The 21,576-nt window shown below is 69.7% G+C and carries 21 protein-coding genes and 2 tRNA genes; 8 read left to right on the forward strand and 15 right to left on the reverse strand.

From position 1 onward, the window contains the following. Positions 1-95: 95 nt before the first annotated feature. From rsrA to ABTZ59_RS06985, 5 genes are all read right to left on the reverse strand, one after another. Positions 96-416, reverse strand: a complete 321-nt coding sequence (rsrA, locus tag ABTZ59_RS06965) for a mycothiol system anti-sigma-R factor (RefSeq protein ID WP_351391894.1) — start codon at positions 414-416, stop codon at positions 96-98. Continuing rightward, positions 413-1,072, reverse strand: coding sequence for a sigma-70 family RNA polymerase sigma factor (locus tag ABTZ59_RS06970; RefSeq protein WP_249953940.1), 660 nt, complete (start codon positions 1,070-1,072; stop codon positions 413-415). The genes rsrA and ABTZ59_RS06970 overlap by 4 nt, the downstream gene beginning before the upstream one ends. 264 nt (positions 1,073-1,336) lie before the next feature. Further along, positions 1,337-2,020: an alpha/beta hydrolase family protein gene (locus tag ABTZ59_RS06975; RefSeq protein WP_351391899.1), complete on the reverse strand. Its 684-nt coding sequence runs from the start codon at positions 2,018-2,020 to the stop codon at positions 1,337-1,339. A gap of 114 nt (positions 2,021-2,134) precedes the next feature. Further along, positions 2,135-2,950 (reverse strand): SOS response-associated peptidase, encoded by an 816-nt coding sequence (locus tag ABTZ59_RS06980; RefSeq protein WP_351391902.1) that lies wholly within the window; start codon positions 2,948-2,950, stop codon positions 2,135-2,137. A gap of 150 nt (positions 2,951-3,100) precedes the next feature. Further along, on the reverse strand, positions 3,101-3,748 hold the full coding sequence (locus tag ABTZ59_RS06985) for a class I SAM-dependent methyltransferase (protein ID WP_351391904.1): 648 nt from the start codon (positions 3,746-3,748) through the stop codon (positions 3,101-3,103). Positions 3,749-3,968: 220 nt separating this feature from the next. On the opposite strand from ABTZ59_RS06985, the gene ABTZ59_RS06990 reads away from it, so the two are divergent. From ABTZ59_RS06990 to ABTZ59_RS07005, 4 genes are all read left to right on the forward strand, one after another. After that, positions 3,969-4,691: a M50 family metallopeptidase gene (locus ABTZ59_RS06990; RefSeq protein ID WP_351391906.1), complete on the forward strand. Its 723-nt coding sequence runs from the start codon at positions 3,969-3,971 to the stop codon at positions 4,689-4,691. Positions 4,692-4,815: 124 nt separating this feature from the next. After that, entirely contained in the window at positions 4,816-6,180 is a 1,365-nt protein-coding gene (aroA, locus tag ABTZ59_RS06995; RefSeq protein WP_351391910.1) for a 3-phosphoshikimate 1-carboxyvinyltransferase, read from the forward strand. A gap of 4 nt (positions 6,181-6,184) precedes the next feature. Continuing rightward, positions 6,185-7,195 carry a ribosome small subunit-dependent GTPase A gene (gene rsgA, locus ABTZ59_RS07000; RefSeq protein WP_351391913.1) on the forward strand — a complete coding sequence of 337 codons (1,011 nt, stop codon included), beginning with the start codon at positions 6,185-6,187 and terminating at the stop codon, positions 7,193-7,195. 98 nt (positions 7,196-7,293) lie between these two features. Next, on the forward strand, positions 7,294-7,617 hold the full coding sequence (locus ABTZ59_RS07005; protein ID WP_351391916.1) for a DMT family transporter: 324 nt from the start codon (positions 7,294-7,296) through the stop codon (positions 7,615-7,617). Here the strand turns inward: ABTZ59_RS07005 and ABTZ59_RS07010 are convergent. Beyond that, complete coding sequence (locus tag ABTZ59_RS07010) at positions 7,583-8,272, reverse strand: TetR/AcrR family transcriptional regulator (RefSeq protein ID WP_351391920.1); 690 nt, start codon at positions 8,270-8,272, stop codon at positions 7,583-7,585. The two genes, ABTZ59_RS07005 and ABTZ59_RS07010, sit on opposite strands and share 35 nt — an antisense overlap. A gap of 132 nt (positions 8,273-8,404) precedes the next feature. On the opposite strand from ABTZ59_RS07010, the gene hisN reads away from it, so the two are divergent. Both hisN and ABTZ59_RS07020 read left to right on the forward strand, forming a co-directional pair. Next, positions 8,405-9,205, forward strand: coding sequence for a histidinol-phosphatase (hisN, locus tag ABTZ59_RS07015; protein ID WP_351391924.1), 801 nt, complete (start codon positions 8,405-8,407; stop codon positions 9,203-9,205). Between the two features lie 190 nt (positions 9,206-9,395). Further along, positions 9,396-9,800, forward strand: coding sequence for a CBS domain-containing protein (locus ABTZ59_RS07020; RefSeq protein WP_351391928.1), 405 nt, complete (start codon positions 9,396-9,398; stop codon positions 9,798-9,800). A gap of 111 nt (positions 9,801-9,911) precedes the next feature. Here the strand turns inward: ABTZ59_RS07020 and ABTZ59_RS07025 are convergent, their stop codons facing one another. Then, positions 9,912-11,381 carry a catalase gene (locus ABTZ59_RS07025; protein WP_351391931.1) on the reverse strand — a complete coding sequence of 490 codons (1,470 nt, stop codon included), beginning with the start codon at positions 11,379-11,381 and terminating at the stop codon, positions 9,912-9,914. 127 nt (positions 11,382-11,508) lie between these two features. On the opposite strand from ABTZ59_RS07025, the gene ABTZ59_RS07030 reads away from it, so the two are divergent. Then, positions 11,509-11,925, forward strand: a complete 417-nt coding sequence (locus ABTZ59_RS07030; protein ID WP_351391934.1) for a Fur family transcriptional regulator — start codon at positions 11,509-11,511, stop codon at positions 11,923-11,925. A 125-nt stretch (positions 11,926-12,050) separates the two neighbouring features. Here the strand turns inward: ABTZ59_RS07030 and ABTZ59_RS07035 are convergent. The 4 genes from ABTZ59_RS07035 to ABTZ59_RS07050 form a co-directional block, all read right to left on the reverse strand. Continuing rightward, a tRNA-Met gene (locus ABTZ59_RS07035) sits at positions 12,051-12,124 on the reverse strand. A gap of 88 nt (positions 12,125-12,212) precedes the next feature. After that, positions 12,213-14,180 carry a tetratricopeptide repeat protein gene (locus ABTZ59_RS07040; RefSeq protein ID WP_351391937.1) on the reverse strand — a complete coding sequence of 656 codons (1,968 nt, stop codon included), beginning with the start codon at positions 14,178-14,180 and terminating at the stop codon, positions 12,213-12,215. 201 nt (positions 14,181-14,381) lie between these two features. After that, a tRNA-Met gene (locus tag ABTZ59_RS07045) sits at positions 14,382-14,455 on the reverse strand. Positions 14,456-14,497: 42 nt separating this feature from the next. Beyond that, on the reverse strand, positions 14,498-17,416 hold the full coding sequence (locus ABTZ59_RS07050) for a UPF0182 family membrane protein (protein ID WP_351392320.1): 2,919 nt from the start codon (positions 17,414-17,416) through the stop codon (positions 14,498-14,500). Between the two features lie 150 nt (positions 17,417-17,566). On the opposite strand from ABTZ59_RS07050, the gene ABTZ59_RS07055 reads away from it, so the two are divergent. Continuing rightward, positions 17,567-18,124, forward strand: coding sequence for a PPA1309 family protein (locus tag ABTZ59_RS07055; protein WP_351391939.1), 558 nt, complete (start codon positions 17,567-17,569; stop codon positions 18,122-18,124). Between the two features lie 78 nt (positions 18,125-18,202). Here the strand turns inward: ABTZ59_RS07055 and ABTZ59_RS07060 are convergent, their stop codons facing one another. From ABTZ59_RS07060 to ABTZ59_RS07075, 4 genes are all read right to left on the reverse strand, one after another. Then, positions 18,203-19,291 (reverse strand): YlbL family protein, encoded by a 1,089-nt coding sequence (locus ABTZ59_RS07060; protein ID WP_351391942.1) that lies wholly within the window; start codon positions 19,289-19,291, stop codon positions 18,203-18,205. A 173-nt stretch (positions 19,292-19,464) separates the two neighbouring features. After that, positions 19,465-19,653, reverse strand: coding sequence for a hypothetical protein (locus ABTZ59_RS07065; RefSeq protein WP_351391945.1), 189 nt, complete (start codon positions 19,651-19,653; stop codon positions 19,465-19,467). Between the two features lie 165 nt (positions 19,654-19,818). Next, positions 19,819-20,277, reverse strand: a complete 459-nt coding sequence (locus ABTZ59_RS07070; RefSeq protein WP_351391948.1) for a molybdenum cofactor biosynthesis protein MoaE — start codon at positions 20,275-20,277, stop codon at positions 19,819-19,821. 77 nt (positions 20,278-20,354) lie between these two features. After that, positions 20,355-21,467, reverse strand: coding sequence for an SDR family oxidoreductase (locus tag ABTZ59_RS07075; protein ID WP_351391951.1), 1,113 nt, complete (start codon positions 21,465-21,467; stop codon positions 20,355-20,357). Positions 21,468-21,576 lie beyond the last annotated feature (109 nt).

Here is a 21,576-nt window from a genome sequence, read left to right on the forward strand (position 1 = left end):
GTCATGCGCGGGGGTGCGCGCGTACGCGCGCATGCGTGAAGGCGTACCGCGCCCCGCGCGATACGCCCTCTCGTCTCTTGGACAGGGCCTGCGCCCTACTCCTTGGCCACGCCCGGGAGGTCCACTCGCGCCGCCGACACCTCATGCTCGGGCACGGCCTGTCCGGACCTGATCAGATCGATCCGTCCCATGACCTTGGCCCGTAGATCGGCCGGTACGTCGTCCTGCCCGCAGCACCGTTTGACCAGCTTCTTCACGGCCTGCTCAAGGCCGTACTTCTCCAGGCACGGGGAGCACTCCTCGAAATGCACCTCGAACTTGGTGCAGTCGCTGTCGGGCATCTCGTGGTCGAGGAACTCGTAGAGATGATCGAGGACCTCGGCGCAATCCGTCTCATGCGGCTCTCCGCAGCTCATGAGTCCGAACCTTTCCGATCGTCCAACGACTCTCCGACACCCGCCGGGACGAGCCCGCGCTCACGGGCGTAGTCCTCCAGCATGCCCCGCAGCTGGCGGCGGCCCCGGTGCAGTCGTGACATGACCGTACCGATAGGGGTTCCCATGATGTCCGCGATCTCCTTGTACGCAAAGCCCTCTACGTCGGCGAGATACACGGCGATACGGAACTCTTCGGGAATCGCCTGGAGCGCGGACTTCACGTCGGAGTCCGGAAGATGGTCGAGCGCCTGCGACTCGGCGGAGCGCAGACCGGTCGACATGTGCGACTCCGCGCGCGCCAGCTGCCAGTCCTCGATCTCCTCGGCGGCACTGCGCTGGGGCTCGCGCTGCTTCTTGCGGTACGAGTTGATGAATGTGTTCGTGAGGATGCGGTACATCCACGCCTTGAGGTTCGTTCCCTCGCGGAACTGGTGGAAGGAGCCGTACGCCTTGGCGTAGGTCTCCTGCACCAGGTCCTCGGCATCGGCCGGGTTGCGTGTCATGCGCAGGGCGGCCGAGTACATCTGGTCGAGGTAGCCCAGAGCGTCCCTCTCGAAACGGGCATTGCGCTCGGCGGTGGTCTCTTCGATGTGGCCGTCGTCGGTCGCTCCGTCGGTCCCAGTGACCGGACCCACCTCCTCCAACGATGTGGCGGGGCCGAATGCGGACCCACTCGAATCGGAGAATAGTCGACCTTGATGCGACGGGGCCTGCCGGTCCGCCCCGCCGGCCGCCAGAACGGAAGCGGTCTTGGCCGCGGAAAGCACCGTCCACTCCAGGTCAGTGGCGTCTGAGCGGCGCGGGCAGATGGTCGAACCCATACGACGGACTCCCTCTCGTGCTCTGTCTACCGATGTCCTCACAACAGCGAACTCGCGCCAGTCATTCCCCCGGAGGTTTCACCGGGTCCCGTCCGGCACGGCGAGCCAGGCGGCGACGCCCTCGGTGAGGATGTCCAGGGCCTCGTCCTGCGACAGGGGCGCCCGCTTGGGCACGGCGAACCCATGGTCGGCGCCCGGCACCTCCAGCAGCTCGTACGCGCCCCCCGGCGCGCCCCCGGGCAGCTCGGCGTACTCGGCGGGCTTGCCGAAGGGGTCGTTCCCGCCCTGGACGACCAGGGTGGGTACGCCCGAGCCCAGCAGCTCGGCGACGCGGGACTTCTCCGGCCTGCCCGGCGGGTGCAGCGGGAAGCTCAGGGCCAGTACGGCGTGCGCGCCCAGCTCACGCGCCGTACGGCAGGCCACGCGCGCCCCGGCGCTGCGCCCGCCCGCGACGACCGGCACGCCCGGCTTCTCCAGCGCGGGCCAGAGCGCGCGCCAGCCGGTGTCGAGGGTCTTCGGCGCGGGCGCCAGCTTCTTGCCCGCCACCCGCCAGGGCTGCTCCACCAGAGCGACGGTGACCCCGAGCGGAGGCAGCGCGGCGGCCAGGGCCCTCAGATCGCGCGCCTCGATCCCGCCACCGGCGCCATGGCCGAGGGCGAGGACGCGGCGGGGGCGCTTCGCGGCATGCCAGGTGATCCGGGCGTCCCCCGCGGGGGTCTCGACGGTCTGCTGGTCCGGCTCGGCTGTCGTGTCGCTTGTCACAGGGCCATCCTCCGTCACACAGCCACTTCGCCGCGCGAACGCCCGCGCGAACGGCGCCAGAGGCCGTCGTGTCAGAAGCACCAGAGGCCGTCGCGAGCGCCAGAGGCCGTCGTGTCAGAAGAGCGTGCTCTCCTCCGGCGCCGGCAGCTCCTCCAGCAGCTCGGGCCCGTTGTTACGGACATTGCTGACGGCCGTCGTGACCGGATACGCCCGCATCAGCCCGGCCGGCGGCGGGGCAAGCAGCTCCCGCAGCTCGTCGGGGTCCGTACGGGCCGGGTCCAGCCAGGCGTCCCAGCGGTCCGGCGTCAGCATCAGCGGCATCCGGGGATGGATCTCCGCCAGCGTTCCGGGGCCTTCGGCCGGAGCCACCGCCAGCGGGGTCGTCTCCGCCTCGGTGGTGATCACCGAGCAGGTCGCCCACCAGGCCGACGGATGATCGTCCGGCAGCGTGCGGTCCCGCCAGAACTCGTACAGTCCGGCCATCGCCATGACCGAGCCGTCGGCCGGGGTGACGAAGTACGGCTGCTTGCGTGGCCGCTTCTTCTTGCCCCGCTCCTCCAGCTGCCGCTCATCGGATCCGGTGACCCACTCGTAGTAGCCGTCGGCGGGGAGGATGCAGCGCCGTGCGACGAAGGGCCGCCGGAACGACGGCTTCTCGTGCACCGTCTCGGCGCGCGCGTTGATCATCCGCGCCCCGCCCTCGGGCGTCTTGGCCCAGGACGGTACGAGTCCCCACTTGAGTCTGCGCAGCTGACGGACAGGACCGGGGTCCGCCGCCTCCTTCACGGGGCGTTCCAGAACCGCGTAGACCTCTTTGGTCGGAGCCACGTTCCAGTCGGGCGCGAGGGTCTCCTCGGGCTCCCACTTCTCGATGCCGAAGACTCCCTGAAGGTCCTCGGGCCGACGGCTCGCCGCGTACCTGCCGCACATCTCAACCGCTCCTCTGGCCTGCGATGGCCGCCAGGTTACGCCGAACAGGGAGGGGTCCGTGGGGCCGTCCTGGACGGACCGTCCGCCACCTGGATCGAGGAGGGCCGCCGCGCCGTACGCCCGGAGCCACCGAGGCGGCCGACACAGGACCTAGATCCTTTCGGCCAGCAGATATATCGCTTGGAACTGGCGCTGGTCGGTGGGCCGGGGCTCGCGAACCAGCCGCGCCACCTCGGCCAGCCCGGACTCCCGCAGCATCGCGGCGAGATGATCGGGCGACCACCGATACGCCTGAGCGACTCGGTGGTCGAAGACCTGCGTCGGGTGAGACGGATGATCGGTGGCCGAGAAGCCGAGCAGAAGATGGCCGCCGGGTGCCAGCACGCGGTGGAACTCCGCCAGGATGACGGGAAGTTCGCGCGGCGGAGTGTGGATGAGGGACCAACGCGAGAGTACGCCGCCCAGCACGCCGTCGGCGATGTCGAGCGCGGCCATCGAGCCCACGTCGAACCGCAGGTCCTGATACGCCTGTCGAGCCAGCTCGATCATCTCCGAGGAGGCGTCGACGCCGAACGCCGCCAGCCCCAACTCGCCCAGATGGGCCGTGATATGGCCGGGCCCACAGCCCAGGTCCGCGACCTGACCGTTTCCATTCGCACGCACGAGTTCGGCGAAAGCGCTCAGGATCGCGCGGTCCAAGGGCATGTCACGCAGTTCGTCGCGGAACAGCTGTGCGTACAGGGCGGCGGCTTCGTCGTAGGCCTGGCGGGTGGCGCTGAGGGCATCGTGTTCGACCATGCCCGCGACAGTAGTTCCCGGCCCGGCGGCGTGCCCGGGAAATCCGTACCCAGGAAATCTCCGCCGACGAAGCCGCCCGTGCGGGACGACTCACAGGTCTCCGGCGGAACCGGCATGAGGGATGGCGGCGTTTTCGTACGTATGGCACGTCGGTGCCACACTGCCACGACACCGCCACGCCACCGCCACGATGCCACCGAGCTGAGGAGCCGCCCGAGCAATGGCCAGTTTCGACTCCGCCTCCATCGGCGATCTGTGGGATCGCGTCTTCGGTACCCAGCCCGCCCCCGACGACTGGCTGGTGGTCGTGACGGCGGTCGTCGCGCTCGCCGCGGTCGTACCGCGTCCACTGTGGCGGCTCTCCCGTAACGCGATAACCATCGCGCACGAGGGCGGCCACGGGCTGATAGCCCTGGTCACCGGACGTCGGCTCGACGGCATCCGGCTGCACTCGGACACCTCGGGCCTGACCGTCAGCCGGGGCAGGCCGACCGGCCCCGGCATGATCCTCACCGCGGCCGCGGGCTACACCGCCCCGCCCCTGCTGGGTCTCGGCGGCGCCTGGCTGCTCTCCGCGCACCACATCACCCTGCTGCTCTGGCTGGCGACGGCGCTGCTGCTCGCGATGCTGGTGATGATCCGCAACGCCTACGGCGCGCTCACGGTGATCGTCACCGGGGCGGCCTTCCTGCTCATCTCGGGGCTCACCGGTCCTGACGTCCAGTCGGCGTTCGCGTACACCGCCGTCTGGTTCCTGCTCCTCGGCGGCGTACGTCCCGCCTTCGAGCTCCAGGCGAAGCGCCGGTACGGCGACGCGGGGGACTCCGACGCGGACCAGCTGGGCCGGCTGACGCACGCGCCGCCCGCGATGTGGCTGTTCCTCTTCCACGCCGTCTCGCTCTGCTCCCTGGTCGGCGGCGGACGCTGGCTGTTGGGCCTCTGACACCGACGGGCACGGACAATTCGCCCGCTCATCCTCCAGCCCTCTTATCACCCTCTGATTACGCCCTGGTTTCTCCGTATTTGATCAGGATCGAGGTCCCTCAAGAACCACTAAAGTGTTGGCCATGACCGAAAGCTCCGTGCAGCCCGCCCTCTGGCCCGCCCCCTACGCAAACGGGGCCGTCGAAGCGACGGTCACCGTGCCCGGATCGAAATCGGTCACCAACCGCGGTCTGGTCCTCGCCGCGCTGGCCGCCGAGCCCGGCTGGCTGCGCCGCCCGCTGCGCTCCCGCGACACCCTGCTGATGGCCGACGCGCTGCGGGCCATGGGCGTCGGCATCGAGGAGACCGTCTCGTCGTCCAGCTCCGCCGCCGGGGCCATCCCGGGTCCGAGCGGCGAGGCATGGCGGGTGATCCCCTCGGGCCTGCACGGCCCGGCGTCCGTCGATGTCGGCAACGCCGGCACGGTCATGCGCTTCCTGCCGCCCGTCGCGACGCTCGCCGACGGCGCCGTCCGCTTCGACGGCGACCCGCGCTCCCATCAGCGTCCGCTGCACAGCGTCATCGACGCCCTGCGCGCGCTGGGCGCCCGTATCGACGACGACGGACGCGGCTCGCTGCCGCTGACCGTGCACGGCGGCGGCGCCCTGGAGGGCGGTGCGGTGGAGATCGACGCCTCCGCGTCCTCCCAGTTCGTCTCGGCGCTGCTGCTCTCCGGGGCGCGCTTCAACCAGGGCGTGGAGGTACGGCACGTGGGCTCCGTACTGCCCTCGCTGCCGCACATCAGGATGACGGTCGACATGCTGCGCGGCGCCGGCGCCCAGGTCGACGAGCCCGAGACCGGTGGTGAGCCGAATGTCTGGCGGGTCTCGGCCGGCGCGCTGCTCGGCCGCGATCTGACCGTGGAGCCCGATCTCTCCAACGCCCAGCCGTTCCTGGCCGCCGCGCTGGTCACCGGTGGCCGGGTCACCGTCCCCGACTGGCCCGAGCGAACCACTCAGCCGGGTGACGCGCTGCGCGAGATCTTCACCGAGATGGGCGGTTCCTGCGAGTTCGCCGAGACGGCCGAGGGCACCAGCCTGACCTTCACGGGCACCGGCCGGATCCATGGGGTCGAGCTGGATCTGAGCGAGGTCGGGGAGCTGACCCCCGGCATCGCCGCGGTCGCCGCGCTCGCCGACTCGCCCTCCACCCTGCGGGGCGTGGCCCATCTGCGGCTCCACGAGACGGACCGGCTGGCCGCTCTCACCAAGGAGATCAACGAGCTGGGCGGCGATGTCACCGAGACCGCCGACGGGCTGCACATCCGCCCGCGCCCGCTGCACGGCGGGGTGTTCCACACGTACGACGACCACCGCATGGCCACGGCGGGTTCGATCATCGGCCTCGCCGTCGAGGGCGTGGAGATCGAGAACGTCGGGACGACCGCCAAGACGCTGCCGGACTTCCCACGGATGTGGACGGACATGCTCGCGGGAGCGGGAGCCTGACGCGATGCGCCGCTACGGCAAGAACCCCGACGAGGACGACATCCGCCACCGCCCCAACCCCAAGGGCAACCGGCCGCGTACGAATATCCGGCCCAAGCACGAGGACGCGTCGGAGGGCATGGTCCTGACCGTCGACCGGGGCCGGCTGACCTGTCTCGTCGAGGATCGTGTCGTGCTGGCGATGAAGGCGCGCGAGCTGGGCCGCAAGGCCGCCGTGGTGGGTGACCAGGTCTTCCTGGTGGGCGATCTGTCGGGCAAGAAGGACACGCTGGCGCGCATCGTACGGATCGAGAAGCGCCGCTCGGTGCTGCGGCGTACGGCGGACGACGACGATCCGTACGAGCGGGTGGTCGTCGCCAACGCCGACCAACTGGCCGTGGTCACCGCGCTCGCCGACCCGGAGCCGCGCCCCCGGCTGATCGACCGCTGTCTGGTCGCGGCGTACGACGGCGGGCTCGAACCGCTGCTCGTGCTGACGAAGTCGGACCTGGCCCCACCGGACGAACTCCTGGAGACCTACCGGGCGCTGGGCATCCGCCATGTCGTCACGCGCCGCGACGAACTGGCGAGCGGCCACGCGGCGGACCTCGTACGCACCTACCTCGACGGCCGGGTCACCGCCTTCGTGGGCCACTCCGGCGTCGGCAAGACGACACTCGTCAACGCCCTGGTCCCGGAGGACCGTCAGCGGATCACGGGAAACGTCAACGCGGTCACCGGCCGCGGCCGGCACACCACCACCTCGGCGCTGGCGCTGCCGCTGGCGAAGGCCGACGGCTGGGTGATCGACACCCCCGGTATCCGGTCCTTCGGACTCCACCATGTCGATCCGTCCCGGGTCATCCTCGCCTTCCCCGATCTGGTGCCGGGTACGGAGGGCTGCCCCCGCGCGTGCAGCCACGACGAACCGGACTGCGCGCTGGACGCCTGGGTGGCCGAGGGCCACGCCGATCCGGCCCGCCTCTACTCGCTGCGTCGGCTTCTCGCCACGCGGGAGCGGCGCGAAGGTGACTGACTCGTACACGTTTGCCACTTGTCTGCTCCGGTAAGGGCATAATCACACCGGACATCGGGCGGTACCGGGCAGTCACCGACGCGGGAGGCTCTTACACAATGGCGTGGCTGCTGGTTGTGGTCGCCGGGATTCTGGAGACGGGCTTCGCCGTCTGTCTGAAGCTCTCGCACGGATTCACCAGGCTCTGGCCGACGATCGCGTTCGCGGCCTTCGCGCTCGGCAGCTTCGGTCTGCTGACACTCGCGCTGAAGAAGCTCGACGTCGGACCCGCGTACGCGGTGTGGACGGGCATCGGTGCGGCGGGCACGGCGATCTACGGGATGGTCTTCCTCGGCGACCTGGTGTCCGTACTGAAGCTTGTCTCGATCTCCCTGGTGATCATCGGCGTCATCGGGCTCCAGCTCTCGGGCTCGGCGCACTGAGCGGTGCGGTGACGACCGTACGGACCAGCGGCCCCACGGACTCGGCGCCGGGCGCGACGACATGCGCGAGCGCGAGCCGGACGGCCAGCTCACAGCGGTACAGCAACGCGTCACGGTCATGATCGCGCCGGTCGCGATCCCGAGGACCGGGAGGGCGGGAACCGGGATCGCGCGGACCGGAATCACGTACGTCCTGGCGCAGCGCCGCCGCCGATCTGTCCCGTACCAGCGCCACCAGATCCGCGGTTCCCGGCGGCCCCACGTCCGCGCGGCGCTGTGCCGGGACGGCGGACATGGCGGTGGCCGCCCGCGCGGGCGGCGGCGCCGGAAGCCACTCCCCCCAGCAGCCGGTGAGCAGCGCGCGCAGCAGCGGTCTGGCCCGTGCCTCGCCGACCGTCCACTCGGCGACCGCGACCAGCCGGTCCGCGGCGTCCGCCCGCTCGCCCAACAGCCGTTCCACACCGTGCAGATACCGGTCGGCCTCCCGCCGCGTCAGCGCGCGGGCGAGACCGTCCTTGCTGCCGAACTCGTTGTAGAGGGTCTGCCGGGACACCCCGGCGCCCGACGCCACATCGACCATTCTGATCGCGGACCAGGGCAGCTCGGCGAGCGCCGAGAGAGCGGATCTGAGCAGGGCTTCACGCGCTGTAGGCATCGTCGCCTCCGGGGCCGTGCGGCTCTGTGCACAGAGTTGACGGACCCTCGCGCACTGTCAAGGCCGCGGGGCGCCTTCTCGCCGACCGGACCCCGTGGCCAGGCATCCTTCACGGTGGATACTGTGATGACCATGCCCGATTACCACGATGATCTGCGTCTCGCCCATGTCCTCGCGGACGCCGCCGACGCCGCGACCATGGACCGGTTCAAGGCTCTGGACCTCAAGGTCGAGACCAAACCGGACATGACTCCGGTGAGTGAGGCGGACCGGGCGGCCGAGGAGCTGATCCGTGGCAATCTCCAGCGGGCGAGGCCGCGTGACGCGATCCTGGGCGAGGAGTACGGCGTCGAGGGCACGGGCCCGCGCCGCTGGGTCATCGACCCCATCGACGGCACCAAGAACTATGTCCGCGGGGTGCCCGTCTGGGCCACGCTGATCTCTCTGATGGTGGCCGCCGAAGGCGGTTACGAACCGGTCGTCGGTGTGGTGTCCGCGCCCGCGCTCGGCCGGCGCTGGTGGGCGGCGAAGGGCGGCGGCGCCTATACGGGCCGGAGCCTGTCCTCCGCGACGCGGCTGCGGGTCTCGGACGTCTCCCGTGTCCAGGACGCGTCGTTCGCGTACTCCTCGCTGACCGGCTGGGAGGAGCAGGGCCGGCTCGACGGCTTCCTCGACCTGACCCGCGCCTGCTGGCGCACTCGCGGCTATGGCGACTTCTGGCCGTACATGATGGTCGCCGAGGGCTCGGTGGACATCTGCGCGGAACCCGAGCTGTCCCTCTGGGACATGGCGGCGACGGCGATCGTCGTCGAGGAGGCGGGCGGCAGCTTCACCGGCCTCGACGGCCGCCCGGGCCCGCACAGCGGTAACGCGGCGGCCTCGAACGGAATCCTCCACGAAGAGCTGCTCGGCTATCTCAACCAGCGCTATTGATTTTTTCGCGCGCCCCGCGCTCTGCGCCGGGCGCCCCCTTGTTCACTCCGCGCAACAGTGTCACTCTAAGAGTCCCCCCACTTGTGAACTTGTGAACCGTTTCTCTAGGGTCGGCCCTCTGATCCGCTCGGTCCCCCATCGACCCCCGAGGGCCCCCGGAAACCGGTTCACCGAGGAGGTGACTCCATCCATGCTCGTCCGTGACGCGATGAGTTCGGTGGTCCTGACCATCGGGCCCACGCATACGCTCCGCCAGGCGGCCCGCCTGATGTCGGCACGCCGCGTCGGCGCCGCCGTCGTCCTCGATCCCGACCACTGCGGCATTGGAATCCTCACCGAGCGCGACATTCTGAACTCGCTCGGTGCGGGCGAGAGCCCCGATTCCGAGACCGCCTGCACCCACACCACGACGTCCGTCGTCTTCGCCTCGCCCGCCTGGACGCTGGAGGAGGCCGCGGCGGCCATGTCCAGCGGCGGGTTCCGCCATCTGATCGTGCTCGATGAGCACGAACCGGTCGGCATTGTCTCCGTACGCGACATCATCCGCTGCTGGGCTCCGGCCCGGCGGGAGACGGCGGTACTGGCCGGGGCCTGAGCCGCTCGAATTCCCGCGGCCCGCACAATCCCGCGGCCCGCAGACCCCGGGACGGCGTCAGGGGCCGAATCCCGAAGGACCCGGCCCCTGACGTCTCGGCGCGAGAGGCTGTCAGCCGCGAAGGGCCTGGACCGCGGCCTCCAGCCGCTTGCCGAAGTCACCGTCCGCCTGACGGAAGTTGTTCACCGCGCGCTCGGCGATGTCGTCGCGCGAGACCTTGGAGATGAACCCGGCGAGGTTGTCGATCAGCCGGCCCTTCTCGTCCTCGGACATCAGCCGGTACAGGTTGCCCGCCTGCACGAAGTCCGTGTCCTCGGCGTGGCTCGGGGCCTCGTGGTTGCCGGTGGGACCGGTGACCGCGACGGACTGCCACAGCGGCTTGTCCGTCTGGAACGGGCCGCCGAAGCTGTTCGGCTCGTAGTTCTTGGCGCCCTTGTGACGGCCGTCGTACAGGAAGCCGTCCCGGCTGTTCGTACGCGCCTCGGTGGCGTGCGGACGGTTCACCGGCAGGTGGTCGGCGTTGATGCCGACGCGGTAGCGGTGGGCGTCGCCGTACGCGAACAGCCGGCCCTGGAGCATCTTGTCCGGGGAGGGACCGATGCCCGGCACGAAGTGCGCCGGCGAGAAGATGGACTGCTCGACCTCCGCGAAGATGTTCTCCGGGTTGCGGTTGAGCTCCAGCTTGCCGATCTCGATCGGCGGGTAGTCCTCGTGCGGCCAGACCTTGGTCAGGTCGAACGGGTTGAAGCGGTACGTGGCCGCCTCGGCCGCCGGCATGACCTGGATCTGCACCGTCCAGGACGGGAAGTCACCGCGCTCGATGGCCTCGCGCAGATCGCGCTGGTGGCTGTCCGGGTCCTGGCCCGCCAGCACCGCGGCCTCTTCCGAGGTGAGGTTCTTGATGCCCTGGTCGGTCTTGAAGTGGTACTTGACCCAGAAGACCTCGCCGGCCTCGTTGTTCCACTGGTACGTGTGCGAGCCGTACCCGTTCATGTGACGGAGCGTGGCCGGGATACCGCGGTCACCGAACAGCCAGGTCACCTGGTGGGTGGACTCGGGCGACAGACCCCAGAAGTCCCAGACGTTGTCCGCCTCCTGCGAGCCGGTGTACGGGTCGCGCTTCTGGGTGTGGATGAAGTCGGGGAACTTGATGGCGTCCTTGATGAAGAACACCGGCGTGTTGTTGCCGACGAGGTCGTAATTGCCCTCTTCGGTGTAGAACTTGAGCGCGAAGCCGCGCGGATCGCGCACCGCGTCCGCCGAGCCGAGGTTGCCCGCGACGGTGGAGAAGCGCAGGAACGTCTCCGTCTGCTTGCCGACCTCGGAGAGGAACTTCGCCCGCGTCCACTCCGACACATCACGGGTCAGCGTGAACGTGCCGTACGCGCCGGCGCCGCGCGCGTGCACGATGCGCTCCGGGATGCGCTCACGGTTGAAGTGCGCGAGCTTCTCCAGCAGTGCCTGGTCCTGGACCAGAACGGGACCACCGACGCCCGCGGTCTCGCTGTTCTGGTTGTCGGCGACCGGAGCTCCGGCCTCCGTGGTGAGCGGTCCCTGCGTCACGTGCGCCTCCTGCGTCATTACTGCTCGGTCCTGGTCCCTTGGCGGGTGCCGATTCCGATCCTACGATGGACTTTGTCTAAGTCAAGCAGCCATCCAAAGTCACACACGTTCGGGACCTGGGCCCCTTCACTGTTAGGCTGGTGCCATGAGTGACCTGTTGGAACGACTTCGCGAACGCGGCTGGCGCATGACGGCCCAGCGGCGCGTCGTGGCCGAAGTCCTCGACGGGGAGCATGTGCATCTGACCGCCGACGAGGTGCACGCGCGCGCCGTCGCCAGACTTCCGGAGATCTCCCGGGCCACGGTGTACAACACCCTGGGCGAGATGGTGACGCTCGGTGAAGTGATCGAGGTGTCCACGGACCGCAGGGCCAAGCGGTACGACCCGAACGCGCACAGGCCGCACCACCACCTGGTGTGTGCGCAGTGCGGCGCCATACGCGATGTCCATCCGTCGGGCGATCCACTGGCCGATCTGCCGGACGGGGAGCGCTTCGGGTTCACGATCTCGGGTGTCGAAGTGACGTACCGAGGGACCTGCCCGAACTGCGCGGCCGCGTAACCACTTCGCGCGTCATCGCTACGAGGAAGGGCTTCGGGGGCCGTGGCTTTGGCGCATACACCGGAGGCTTTGACGCACACACCGGAGGCCCGGACCTCTTTCGAGATCCGGGCCTCCGGTTTCAGTAGCGGGGACAGGATTTGAACCTGCGACCTCTGGGTTATGAGCCCAGCGAGCTACCGAGCTGCTCCACCCCGCGTCGATGAACGCAACATTACGTCACGCCACCGACCAGAGCAAATCCCTTTCCGCGCGCCCCGCGCGGACGTACGCGGTGGGCCTCCGAGCTACGCGGTGAGCTCCTGGTGCAGCGCCTCGCGCAGCCGGGCCGCGCGCTCCGCGACCTCGGCCGGGCCCAGTTCGACGGCGCGGGCGCACCACCGCTGGCCCTCGGTCAGCTCGCCCCGGCGCGCGGCGAGCAGCGCCAGGCGCAGCGCGGCCCGGCCGTGCCCGGCCTGCGCGGCCCTCGTCCACCACAGCGCCGCCTCCCGCTCGCCGCCCTCGCGCGCGAGCAGCAGCCCGAGGTTGAAGGCTCCGTTACGGCTGCCCGCCTCCGCCGCCTCGCGGTACCAGCGCGCCGCGTCCGCGACGTCACCGCGCCCGGCGGCGAGCATGCCGACCCGTACCTGGGCGCGCCGGTGCCCCTGCTCGGCCGCGCGCTCGTACCACTGCTCACACTCGGTCTTCACGCCGTGCGGCTCACCGAGCGCGGGCGGTCCCGGCGGCGGGAGACGCGAGTCGAGGACCGTGGCCAGCCGGAAGGCCGCCTCGGCGCTGCCACCACCGGCGGCGCAGCGCAGATGGCGCTCGGCCGACCGCTCGTCGCCGTCCCTGAGGCAGGCGATTCCGACCTGGAGGGCCGCTTCCGTGTGCCCGGCCGCCGCCGCGCGCTCGTACCAGCGCAGGGCGGTACCGTCGTCGTCGCGTCCCGCGTAGAGGATGCCGAGATTGAACGCGGCGTCCACACTGCCCGCCTCGGCGGCCTTGGAGAACCAGGGCTCGGCGCCGGTCGGGTCGTCGGCCTGGAGCAGCAGCACGGCGAGGGCGTTGGCGGCCTCGCGGTGGCCCGCGTAGGCGGCCCGGCGGTACCACTGCTCGGCCTGGACGGTACGGTCCTGGGCGGCGCAGAGCAGCCCCAGGTTGTAGGCACCGTTGACATCGCCCGCGTCCATGGCGGCGCGGTACCAGCGCTCGGCCGTCTGCTGCTCGCCGCGCGCGGCATGCAGCGCGCCGAGGGCGTTGGCCGCGTTCCCGTCGCCCTCCTGCGCGGCGCGCAGCCACCAGACGGCGGCGCTCTCCTCGTCACCGGCGTCGCGCAGCAGGAAGCCGAGGGCACAGGCGGCCCGTACCTCGCCGTCCTTGGCGGAGGTCAGATACCAGCGGCCGGCCTCCTTGAGCTCCCCCCGCTTCTCCAGGATCGCGCCGAGATACAGCGCTGCCCGTCGGTGGCCACGGGCCGCGGCCTGCCGGTACCACTGCGCGGCCTCGCTGATCAGCGACGGTCCGCCGGGGGCTTCCTCGGCACCGCCCTTCTTGCTGCCACTGCCCTCTCCCCCGTCACCGCGCGGGATCGCGTCGGCGACCGGGCGCGGACGGCCACCCGCGGTCGGGGGGCCCGTACCACTGCGGTAGATCGCGTCGGCTCCCGGGCGCGCGGTCTCGCGCGCCCGTTCCTCCAGGGCGCGGGCGAGCCGGTAGGCCGCCTCCCGGTGCCCCTGCTCGGCGGCGGCGCGCAGCCAGCGCTCGGCCCCGACATCGCTGCGGTGCTCCAGCAGATCGGCGAGGGCGTACGCGCCCAGGGCGTGGCCCTGCTCCGCGGACTGGCGCAGCCAGTACTCGGCGGCGGGCTCGTCGCCCAGCTCGCGGTAGTGCCGTCCCAGCGCGTGGGCCGCGGCGGCCGATCCGGCGACCGCGGCGACCCGCCACCAGCCGGCCGCCTCGTCGAGATAACCGCGCTGGTGGAGCAGGACGCCGAGGTTGTTGGCGGCGGCGCGTTCGCCCGCGCCGGTCGCGGCACGCAGATACGGCTCGGCGGCGTCGAGATCACCGCGGCGCAGCAGCATCGCGCCGAGGACGCTCATCGACGCGATGTCGCCCGCGTCCGCGGCGCGCCGGTGGCGCTCCTCGGTCTCGGCGTCGGCGGCGCACTCGGCGGATCCCGCCGTGCCGCTCCCGGCCCGGACGTCATCCTCTACGTGCTGCCGCACATACCGCCCTGTCTCCAACAGAGTTGTCCTATCCCCCATATTTTCCATCGTCGCACCGCTGACCACCCGCGTACAGCCGGTATACAGCGGCCGGTGGTCACTTCAGCGTTTTGTCGACATGCCCACAGAGAGACAAGTCAAACACGCTTGCCGTCAACTCACAGGACCTGAGACACAGTTGGCACATGTGGCGCGGCGCGCATGGCGAGGGCCCGGATCCTGGTAAGGATCCGGGCCCTCGACTTCGCGTAGCGGGGACAGGATTTGAACCTGCGACCTCTGGGTTATGAGCCCAGCGAGCTACCGAGCTGCTCCACCCCGCGTCGTTGTGTCCCAACCGTACCACGGGGTGGAGTGCCGCCTGCTCAGCCGCTGTTGTCGCCGCCGGTCCCGCTGTCGCCGCCGTTTCCGCTGGTCGAGCCGGATCCGGTCTCCGCGTCCGCGGCCCGCTGGAGCGCGTCCTGAAGGTCCTTCTGGGCCTTGCCGTACGCCGTCCAGTCCTGCTTCGCCAGCGCCGCCTCACCGTCCTCGTACGCCTTCTGGGCGTCCGCGATGGCCTGTTGCAGCTTGTCGCCGGTGGCCGGCGGTTTGGTGGTCTCCCCCGGTGGCGGCGGGGTCGTGGGTGGCGTCGAACCCTCCGCCCCGAACACCGCGTTGAGCGCCTCGGGGAGGCTGTCCTTGAAGACGGGCTTGCCGCCGTACGAGACCGCCACCTTCTTCAGCAGCGGATAGTTCGCGCTGCCACCGCGCGCGTACACCGGCTCGATGTACAGGAAGCCCCCGTCGAGCGGCACCGTCAGGAGATTGCCGTACTCGATGTCCGAGTCCGTGCCTCTCAGGTTTCTGACGAACTCGGCGACTTCGGGCACACCGTTCAGCTCGCTCTGCACCTGTTGCGGGCCCTGCACGGTGGACGTGACTCTCAGGACTCTGATCTTGCCGAAGTCCGAACTGGTCGCATCGGCGTCCACCGCCATGAACGCACCCAGGTTGGGGCGTCCGTTGGGCGTGAAGGTGGTGGTCAGCGAGAACTTCTGCTCGTCCTGACCGGGCATCTTCAGGCTCAGGTAGTACGGCGGGACGGAGTTGCTGTCCTTGTTGGTCGGGTCGTCCGGCACCTGCCACGCGTCACTGCCGCTGTAGAACTGCGCGGGGTCCTCGACGTGATAGCGGGTGAGCAGCTCACGCTGCACCTTGAACATGTCCTGCGGGTAGCGCAGATGGGCAAGCAGGTCGGGCTTGATCGCGGACTTCGGCTGGACCGTGTCCGGGAACGCCTTCATCCAGGTCTTGAGCACCGGGTCCGCGGTGTCCCACTCGTACAGCTTGACCGTGCCGTCGTACGCGTCGACGGTGGCCTTCACCGAGTTCCGGATGTAGTTGACCTGGTTCTGCTGCGCCACGACCGCGCGCTGGCTGTCGGTCAGCGAGTCGGCCGTGGTGTCGCCGAGCGTCGTACGGGACGCGTACGGATAGCCGTTCGTCGTGGTGTACGCGTCGACGATCCACTGGATACGGCCGCCGACCACGGCGGGATAGGCGTCGCCGTCGATCGTCAGCCAGGGCGCGACGGCCTCGACGCGCTCCTTGGGCGTGCGGTTGTAGAGAATCCGCGAACCGTCGCCGATGGCGCCGGAGTAGACCATCTGGGGCTCGCTGAAGGCCACGGCGTACGCCGCGCGGTTCAGCGGGTTGGAGAGATCGACTCCGCTCTTGCCCTTGTAGCTCGTCGTCCGCTCGCCGTTCTTCTCGTAGTCCAGCTCCTTCTGGGGGCCGCCCACGATCGAGTACTGCTCGGTCTTCTCCCCGTAGTAGACGCGCTGTTCGTACGTGGGGAGCTGGCCGGTGGTCGGCAGGCCGGACTCGGTGAAGTCCGGGGCGCCGACGGTGCCGTTGTTCTCGTCCGTCACCGTGTTCGTACCCTTGGCGGCGATCACACCGTACCCATGCGTGTACGTGAAGTGATCGTTGATCCAGTTGCGCTTGGGGATACCGGTGATGTTCAGCTCGCGCAGACCGACGACCGTGTCCTGCGGCTTTCCGTCGGGGCCGGTGTACCGGTCGACGTCCAGCGTGGCGGGGAACTGGTAGTACTTGCGCTCCTGCTGGAGCTGCTGGAACGCGGGCGAGACCACATTGGGGTCGACCAGCCGGTAACTGGCTGCGGTGTCGGCCGCCTTGCGCTGCTCGGCCTTCTTGTCCGGGTCGCCCTTGCCGCCGTAGTTCTGCACATCGGCGTCGTCGATGCCGTACGCCTCACGCGTGGCGTCGATGTTCTTCTTGATGTACGGCGCTTCCTTGGCCTGCTCGTTCGGCTGGACCTGGAACTTCTGCACGATCGCCGGGTAGAGGCCGCCGATGAGGATCGCCGACAGCACCATCAGACCGAAGCCGATCACCGGCAGCTGCCACGTACGGCGCCAGAGCGTCGCGAAGAACAGCAGGGCACAGATGACGGCGATACAGAAGAGGATCGTCTTCGCCGGAAGGTAGGCGTTGGCGTCGACGTACCGCAGGCCCGTCCAGTTGCCCGCCGCCTTGAAGTCACTGGACTTCACGGCCAGCCCGTACCGGTCGAGCCAGTACGCCACGGCCTTCAGCGAGACGAAGACACCGAGCAGCACCGACAGATGGCCGGTGGCCGCGGCGGTGGCCCGCGCGCCGGGGCTGGTGATCCGCAGCCCGCCGTACAGGTAGTGGGTGAGCGCGGCGGCGATCAGCGACAGCACGGTCGCCGCGAAGCCGAAGGCCAGCATGAAGCGGTACCAGGGAAGATCGAACGCGTAGAACGACACGTCCATCTTGAACTGGGGATCCTTCTGGCCGAAGGCCACCCCGTTCACCCACATCAGCCACGTACGCCACTGCCCCGAGGCGGAGGCCCCGGAGATCAGCCCGACCAGCGCGGTGATCGCCAGCAGCACCCACTTCTTGTACGGGGCGATCCCCATCCGGTACCGGTCGAGGTTCTGCTGCTCCATCGACATCGCGCTCAGCGGCGGGCGCAGCCGGTGGGCAAGCCAGATGTTGAGTCCGACGGCGCCGGCCATCAGCAGCCCGAAGACCGCGAACAGACCGATCTTGGTCACGAGTGTGGTACTGAACACCGAGGAGTACTTCACCGAGCGGTACCAGAGCCAGTCGGTCCAGAACCCCGCGAACATGACGAAGAGCATGGCCAGTACGGCCAGCACGCCCAAGGTCATGAGCAGGGTCCGGACCCGCCGAGAGGGCCGGCCCACTCTCATCCGTGGCCCGGCTGGGCCTCCGCCGCGGTCCGGCATCTGGAAAGCCAACGTGCGCACCTCTAAGTTCGCGGTCGTGTGATTCAGCGTGTGAAAAGCGGGCCCCGCGATCGTAGAGCCCACTCATGCAACTTACTGAGGCTTTACCTAGTTCCCGCACCCGGGTCCGAAGGAGGCAGGATATTGACCATGTCCAACGTCTCTCCCTCAGGCACACCCATGGCCGCGAGCCCGCTGACCCGTGCGGTGCTCGAAATCGACGAGTACGCGTCCGGGCTCGGCTGGGACCAGCCGGCCAGGCTTTTCGCGCTCGTCGACACCGCGCGGCTGCGCGCCGACGAACCGGAGCTCGCGGCCCAGCTGGGTCTCGACGACGCCGGGTCGGTCGCGCCCCTCACCCCTGTCGAGCAGGACGAGATCCCGTCCGGCACCCCGCTGGACGAGTTCCTCGGCACCATCGCGTGGCCCGGGGCGGTGGCGGGTTGCGCGATGACGGTCGAGCGGCTGATGCTGCCGCCGTCCGCGGAGGCGTCCGTACCGGAAGGCCTCGACGAGGCCGGACTCGCCTCATGGGTCTCCGCCCACCCGGAACGTCAGGAGGTCCGGATGACGGTGGCAGTGCTGCGTGACGGCGCCAGGGAGTCGGCGCTGCGGCTGCGGGAGAAGGACTCCCCCAGCGAGGTCCTCACCGGCTCCGGTCTGGTTCCGGGGCTCGCCGAGGCGCTCTCCGCCACGTTCGAGTCGTAAGCCCGCCCCCCCTTCAGACACTCGTCTTCAGATACCCGTCAGGCACTCATCAGGCGCTCGTCCCCGGGGCACGGCCGGTCAGCTCGCCGAACAGCTCGGCAGGCCGGCCGTGTCCCCGGTGCGGATCTTGTCCAGGGACTTCGTGGCGTCCGCGATGTTCTTCACCCGGACCAGGGTGAGGCCGCTGGGGATGTCGGAGACCGCCGCGGCGCAGTTCTGGTCGGGTGTGAGGAAGTACTCGGCGCCCGCGGCACGCGCGCCGACGAGCTTCATCTCGATACCGCCGATCGGGCCGACCACGCCCTTGTCGTCGATCGTGCCCGTACCGGCGACGAATTTGCCGCCCGTCAGAGAACCGGGGGTGAGCTTGTCGACGAGGCCGAGGGAGAACATCAGCCCGGCGCTCGGACCGCCCACATCGGCCAGCTTGATGTCCATGGTGAACGGGAACGTGTGGTCGGTCCCGGCCTGGATGCCGACGATCGCCCGGTCGCCCTCCGGAGACTTCTCCGTGGTGACCGTGACCTTCTCGCCGCCTTCGGGCTCCTTGCCCGCCTTCTCCGCCGCCTTCGCCGCGTCGGCGGGAATGATGGTGAAGGAGACGTCCTCGCCGGGCTGGTGCTGGGTGACGAGCTTCGCGACGTCCTGGGGCTCCTCGACCGCCGTACCGTCCACGGCCTTGATCACATCGCCGGCGTGCAGCCTGCCCTCGGAGGGACTGCCCTTGATCACGGAAGAGACGATGATCCGCGACGACACGGGGATGTTCAGCTGCCGCAGGGCCGCGACCTTGGCGCTCTCCTGGGACTGGCTGAACTCTTCGGCGTTCTCCTGCGTGGACTGCTCTTCCGTCTTGCCGTCCGGATACAGGGTGTCGTGCGGCACCACCACATTGTCATGGGCCAGCCAGCCGTAGACCGCTTCGACGATATTCATGTTGTAGTCCGCGCCGGTGACCCTGACCGTCGTCATATTGAGATGACCCGAGGTCGGATACGTCTTGCGGCCGGAGATCTGGAGTACCGGCTCACCGCCCGCGTCGCCGAGTGTGTTCACCGTCGGCCCGGGGCTCATCTCCGAATACGGCACTTTGATCAGCACACCTGCGCAGAGCAGCGCGATGAGGACGAGGGTGGAGGCGAGCATCGTCGCGGTGCGGCGTGGCATGGAACGACAGTACGGGAAGGGTCTGTCAGTGCACCCCCGGGGCCGGTCCGTACGAGGCGGCGCTCCAGGTGCTCCTTGGGGCCGGTCCATACGGGACGGTGCTCCTGGGGCTGGTCCGTACGGGGCCGAGGGCGGCGGGGCCGCGCAGCGACGGCGTACGGACCGCGACGACGTCAGACGACAGCGTCGGATCCGGCGGAAGCCGTGCCGGAGGGCGCCCTCTCCATCGCGTCACGGAACCGGGCGTAGCCGTTGAGCTCGGCTATGTCCCCGATCGTGCGGTCCCTGGAGACCCAACTTCCCCATATGCCCGCGCCTATCGCGGCGAAGAGCGGAATCAAGAGCCAAACCAACGCTGCCATTACCATCTCCCTACCTCAAGTGAGCGTCTGTGACTGCCCGATCAGCAGATAACCATCTGCTGAGACAACGCTGCTGGCCTGGGGACGGTTACGCAAATCGGACCGTAGGTGTACTGACCGGGTTTCAGACCGCGCCGGTCGTGCGAAGCGCGCGTGCGCCCTGCCTCAGACGCCGACCCACTCCTCCGTGCCGTCCGAGAATTTCTGGTGCTTCCAGATCGGGACCTCGTGTTTGAGGGTGTCGATCAGCTTCCGGCAGGCCTCGAACGCCTCCCCCCGATGCGGGCAGGAGACCGCCACGACGACCGCCAGATCTCCGACCGCCAGATCACCCACACGGTGGACAGCGGCCAGCGCGCGCACGGGATACTCGGCCACGACCTTCTCCGCGACACGTCGCAGCTCGGCCTCGGCCGTGGGATGGCTGGAGTAGCCGAGGGTGTCGACATCGGCGCCGCCGTCATGGTTGCGCACCGTGCCGACGAAGAGCGCCGTGCCGCCGGCCGCGTCGTCGCCGACCGCGCGGAAGACCTCGTCGACGGTCAGCGGGGTGTCACGTATCGCCAGCAGCCGGATCGGATCCTGCGCCGCCCGCTCGCCGGGGTGGGAATGGGTGCTCGCCATGGCCCCATCGTGCCGTACGGCACCGACATCGCGGAACGGCGACCGGACAAGGGCCCGGGGTCGGTCCGGCAAGGGCCTCAGAGCCTGCGCCGTGCCTTGCGGGCCCGGCGTACCAGCGCGGCCGTACCGAGCAGTGCGACCGTCGCGCCCGCCGCGCCCGCCGCGGTGGCGTCCTTGCGGCCGAGTCGGCGGCCGGCGACCGTGTGGCGGCCCTCCACCTCCTCCAGGAGCGCGGCGAGCACCTCCTCGTTGGTCCAGCGTGGCCGCCAGCCCGCGTCGTGCAGCCTGCTGACGCTGACCACCCAGGGATGCATGGTGTAGGCGAGGTCGCCGGCGGGCGAGGGGGTGAGACCGATCCGGTGCAGCCGGGCCGCGGCACCCAGGGCGACCGCCGACGGCAGTTCCATCCGGCGGATGCCGCTCAGCTCCTCGACCTCCTCCTGCTCCAGCCAGCCGTCACAGCCGACCGCGAACTCCCCGTCGACCTTCTCCAGCGCGGCGTACTCCAGTGCGCCGACCAGATCGTCGACATGACAGAACTGCCAGGTGGGGCGGGATCCCGCGACAACGAGCAGCCGCGGCGACTCGAAGTAGCGGGTGAGCGCCGTGTCCGTACCGCCGACCAGGACGGTGGGGCGTACGACCGTCACATTGAGGCCGGGGTGGGCGCGGGGCGCGCGGCGGCCGAGACGTTCGATCTCCAGCAGATCACCGACGCCGGTCGCCTCGGCGGTCGCGCGCAGCTCCGCGTCCTCGGAGAGCGGGATGTCGTTGTCGGGCAGCGCTCCGTAGACCATGGCGGAGGTGCAGAGCACGACCCGGTGCACCCCCGCGGCGGCGGCCGCCGTGAGCACGGTCTGCGTGCCGCGCACGTTGTACGCCGTACGGGCGGTCGCGTCGGTCTCCAGGTCGAGATCGAGTGCGAGATGTACCACGACATCCGCACCGCGCAACTTCTCCGCGATCGCCGGGTCACGGACATCGAGGACGTGCCACTGGGCCTCGGAGACCTCACCCCTGCGCTCGTCGATGGCGATGACCTGCTTGATCTCCTCGGACGCCGCCAGACGGCGGGTGAGCAGGTCACCCACGCCGGAGGCGGCGCCGGTGACCGCGACGACGGGGCCGCGGGACGGGGGCGGGGTTGAGCGGTTTCGCGCTGCGCGAACCTGCGGATCTGGGGAACTCACCGGGCGTCTCCAGCGGTTGTCTTCAATACGTACGAGAACGACGCGTACGTACCAGGTGATGTCCATCCTGCCGCAGGCCATGGTCCGGCGGAGCAGCGAGCCCGGAAGC

Origin of the sequence: Streptomyces sp. NPDC094034, assembly GCF_040303865.1 — a bacterium.
Classification (GTDB): Bacteria; Actinomycetota; Actinomycetes; order Streptomycetales; family Streptomycetaceae; genus Streptomyces.

Bases quoted from the DNA above. Each gene is read 5' to 3' on its own strand.
- rsrA (WP_351391894.1), bottom strand. From the start codon at position 416: ATGAGCTGCGGAGAGCCGCATGAGACGGATTGCGCCGAGGTCCTCGAT.
- ABTZ59_RS06980 (WP_351391902.1), bottom strand. From the start codon at position 2,950: ATGTGCGGCAGGTACGCGGCGAGCCGTCGGCCCGAGGACCTTCAGGGA.
- ABTZ59_RS06985 (WP_351391904.1), bottom strand. From the start codon at position 3,748: ATGGTCGAACACGATGCCCTCAGCGCCACCCGCCAGGCCTACGACGAA.
- ABTZ59_RS06990 (WP_351391906.1), top strand. From the start codon at position 3,969: ATGGCCAGTTTCGACTCCGCCTCCATCGGCGATCTGTGGGATCGCGTC.
- aroA (WP_351391910.1), top strand. From the start codon at position 4,816: ATGACCGAAAGCTCCGTGCAGCCCGCCCTCTGGCCCGCCCCCTACGCA.
- rsgA (WP_351391913.1), top strand. From the start codon at position 6,185: ATGCGCCGCTACGGCAAGAACCCCGACGAGGACGACATCCGCCACCGC.
- ABTZ59_RS07005 (WP_351391916.1), top strand. From the start codon at position 7,294: ATGGCGTGGCTGCTGGTTGTGGTCGCCGGGATTCTGGAGACGGGCTTC.
- ABTZ59_RS07010 (WP_351391920.1), bottom strand. From the start codon at position 8,272: ATGCCTACAGCGCGTGAAGCCCTGCTCAGATCCGCTCTCTCGGCGCTC.
- hisN (WP_351391924.1), top strand. From the start codon at position 8,405: ATGCCCGATTACCACGATGATCTGCGTCTCGCCCATGTCCTCGCGGAC.
- ABTZ59_RS07020 (WP_351391928.1), top strand. From the start codon at position 9,396: ATGCTCGTCCGTGACGCGATGAGTTCGGTGGTCCTGACCATCGGGCCC.
- ABTZ59_RS07025 (WP_351391931.1), bottom strand. From the start codon at position 11,381: ATGACGCAGGAGGCGCACGTGACGCAGGGACCGCTCACCACGGAGGCC.
- ABTZ59_RS07030 (WP_351391934.1), top strand. From the start codon at position 11,509: ATGAGTGACCTGTTGGAACGACTTCGCGAACGCGGCTGGCGCATGACG.
- ABTZ59_RS07040 (WP_351391937.1), bottom strand. From the start codon at position 14,180: ATGGAAAATATGGGGGATAGGACAACTCTGTTGGAGACAGGGCGGTAT.
- ABTZ59_RS07050 (WP_351392320.1), bottom strand. From the start codon at position 17,416: ATGCCGGACCGCGGCGGAGGCCCAGCCGGGCCACGGATGAGAGTGGGC.
- ABTZ59_RS07055 (WP_351391939.1), top strand. From the start codon at position 17,567: ATGTCCAACGTCTCTCCCTCAGGCACACCCATGGCCGCGAGCCCGCTG.
- ABTZ59_RS07060 (WP_351391942.1), bottom strand. From the start codon at position 19,291: ATGCCACGCCGCACCGCGACGATGCTCGCCTCCACCCTCGTCCTCATC.
- ABTZ59_RS07065 (WP_351391945.1), bottom strand. From the start codon at position 19,653: ATGGCAGCGTTGGTTTGGCTCTTGATTCCGCTCTTCGCCGCGATAGGC.
- ABTZ59_RS07070 (WP_351391948.1), bottom strand. From the start codon at position 20,277: ATGGCGAGCACCCATTCCCACCCCGGCGAGCGGGCGGCGCAGGATCCG.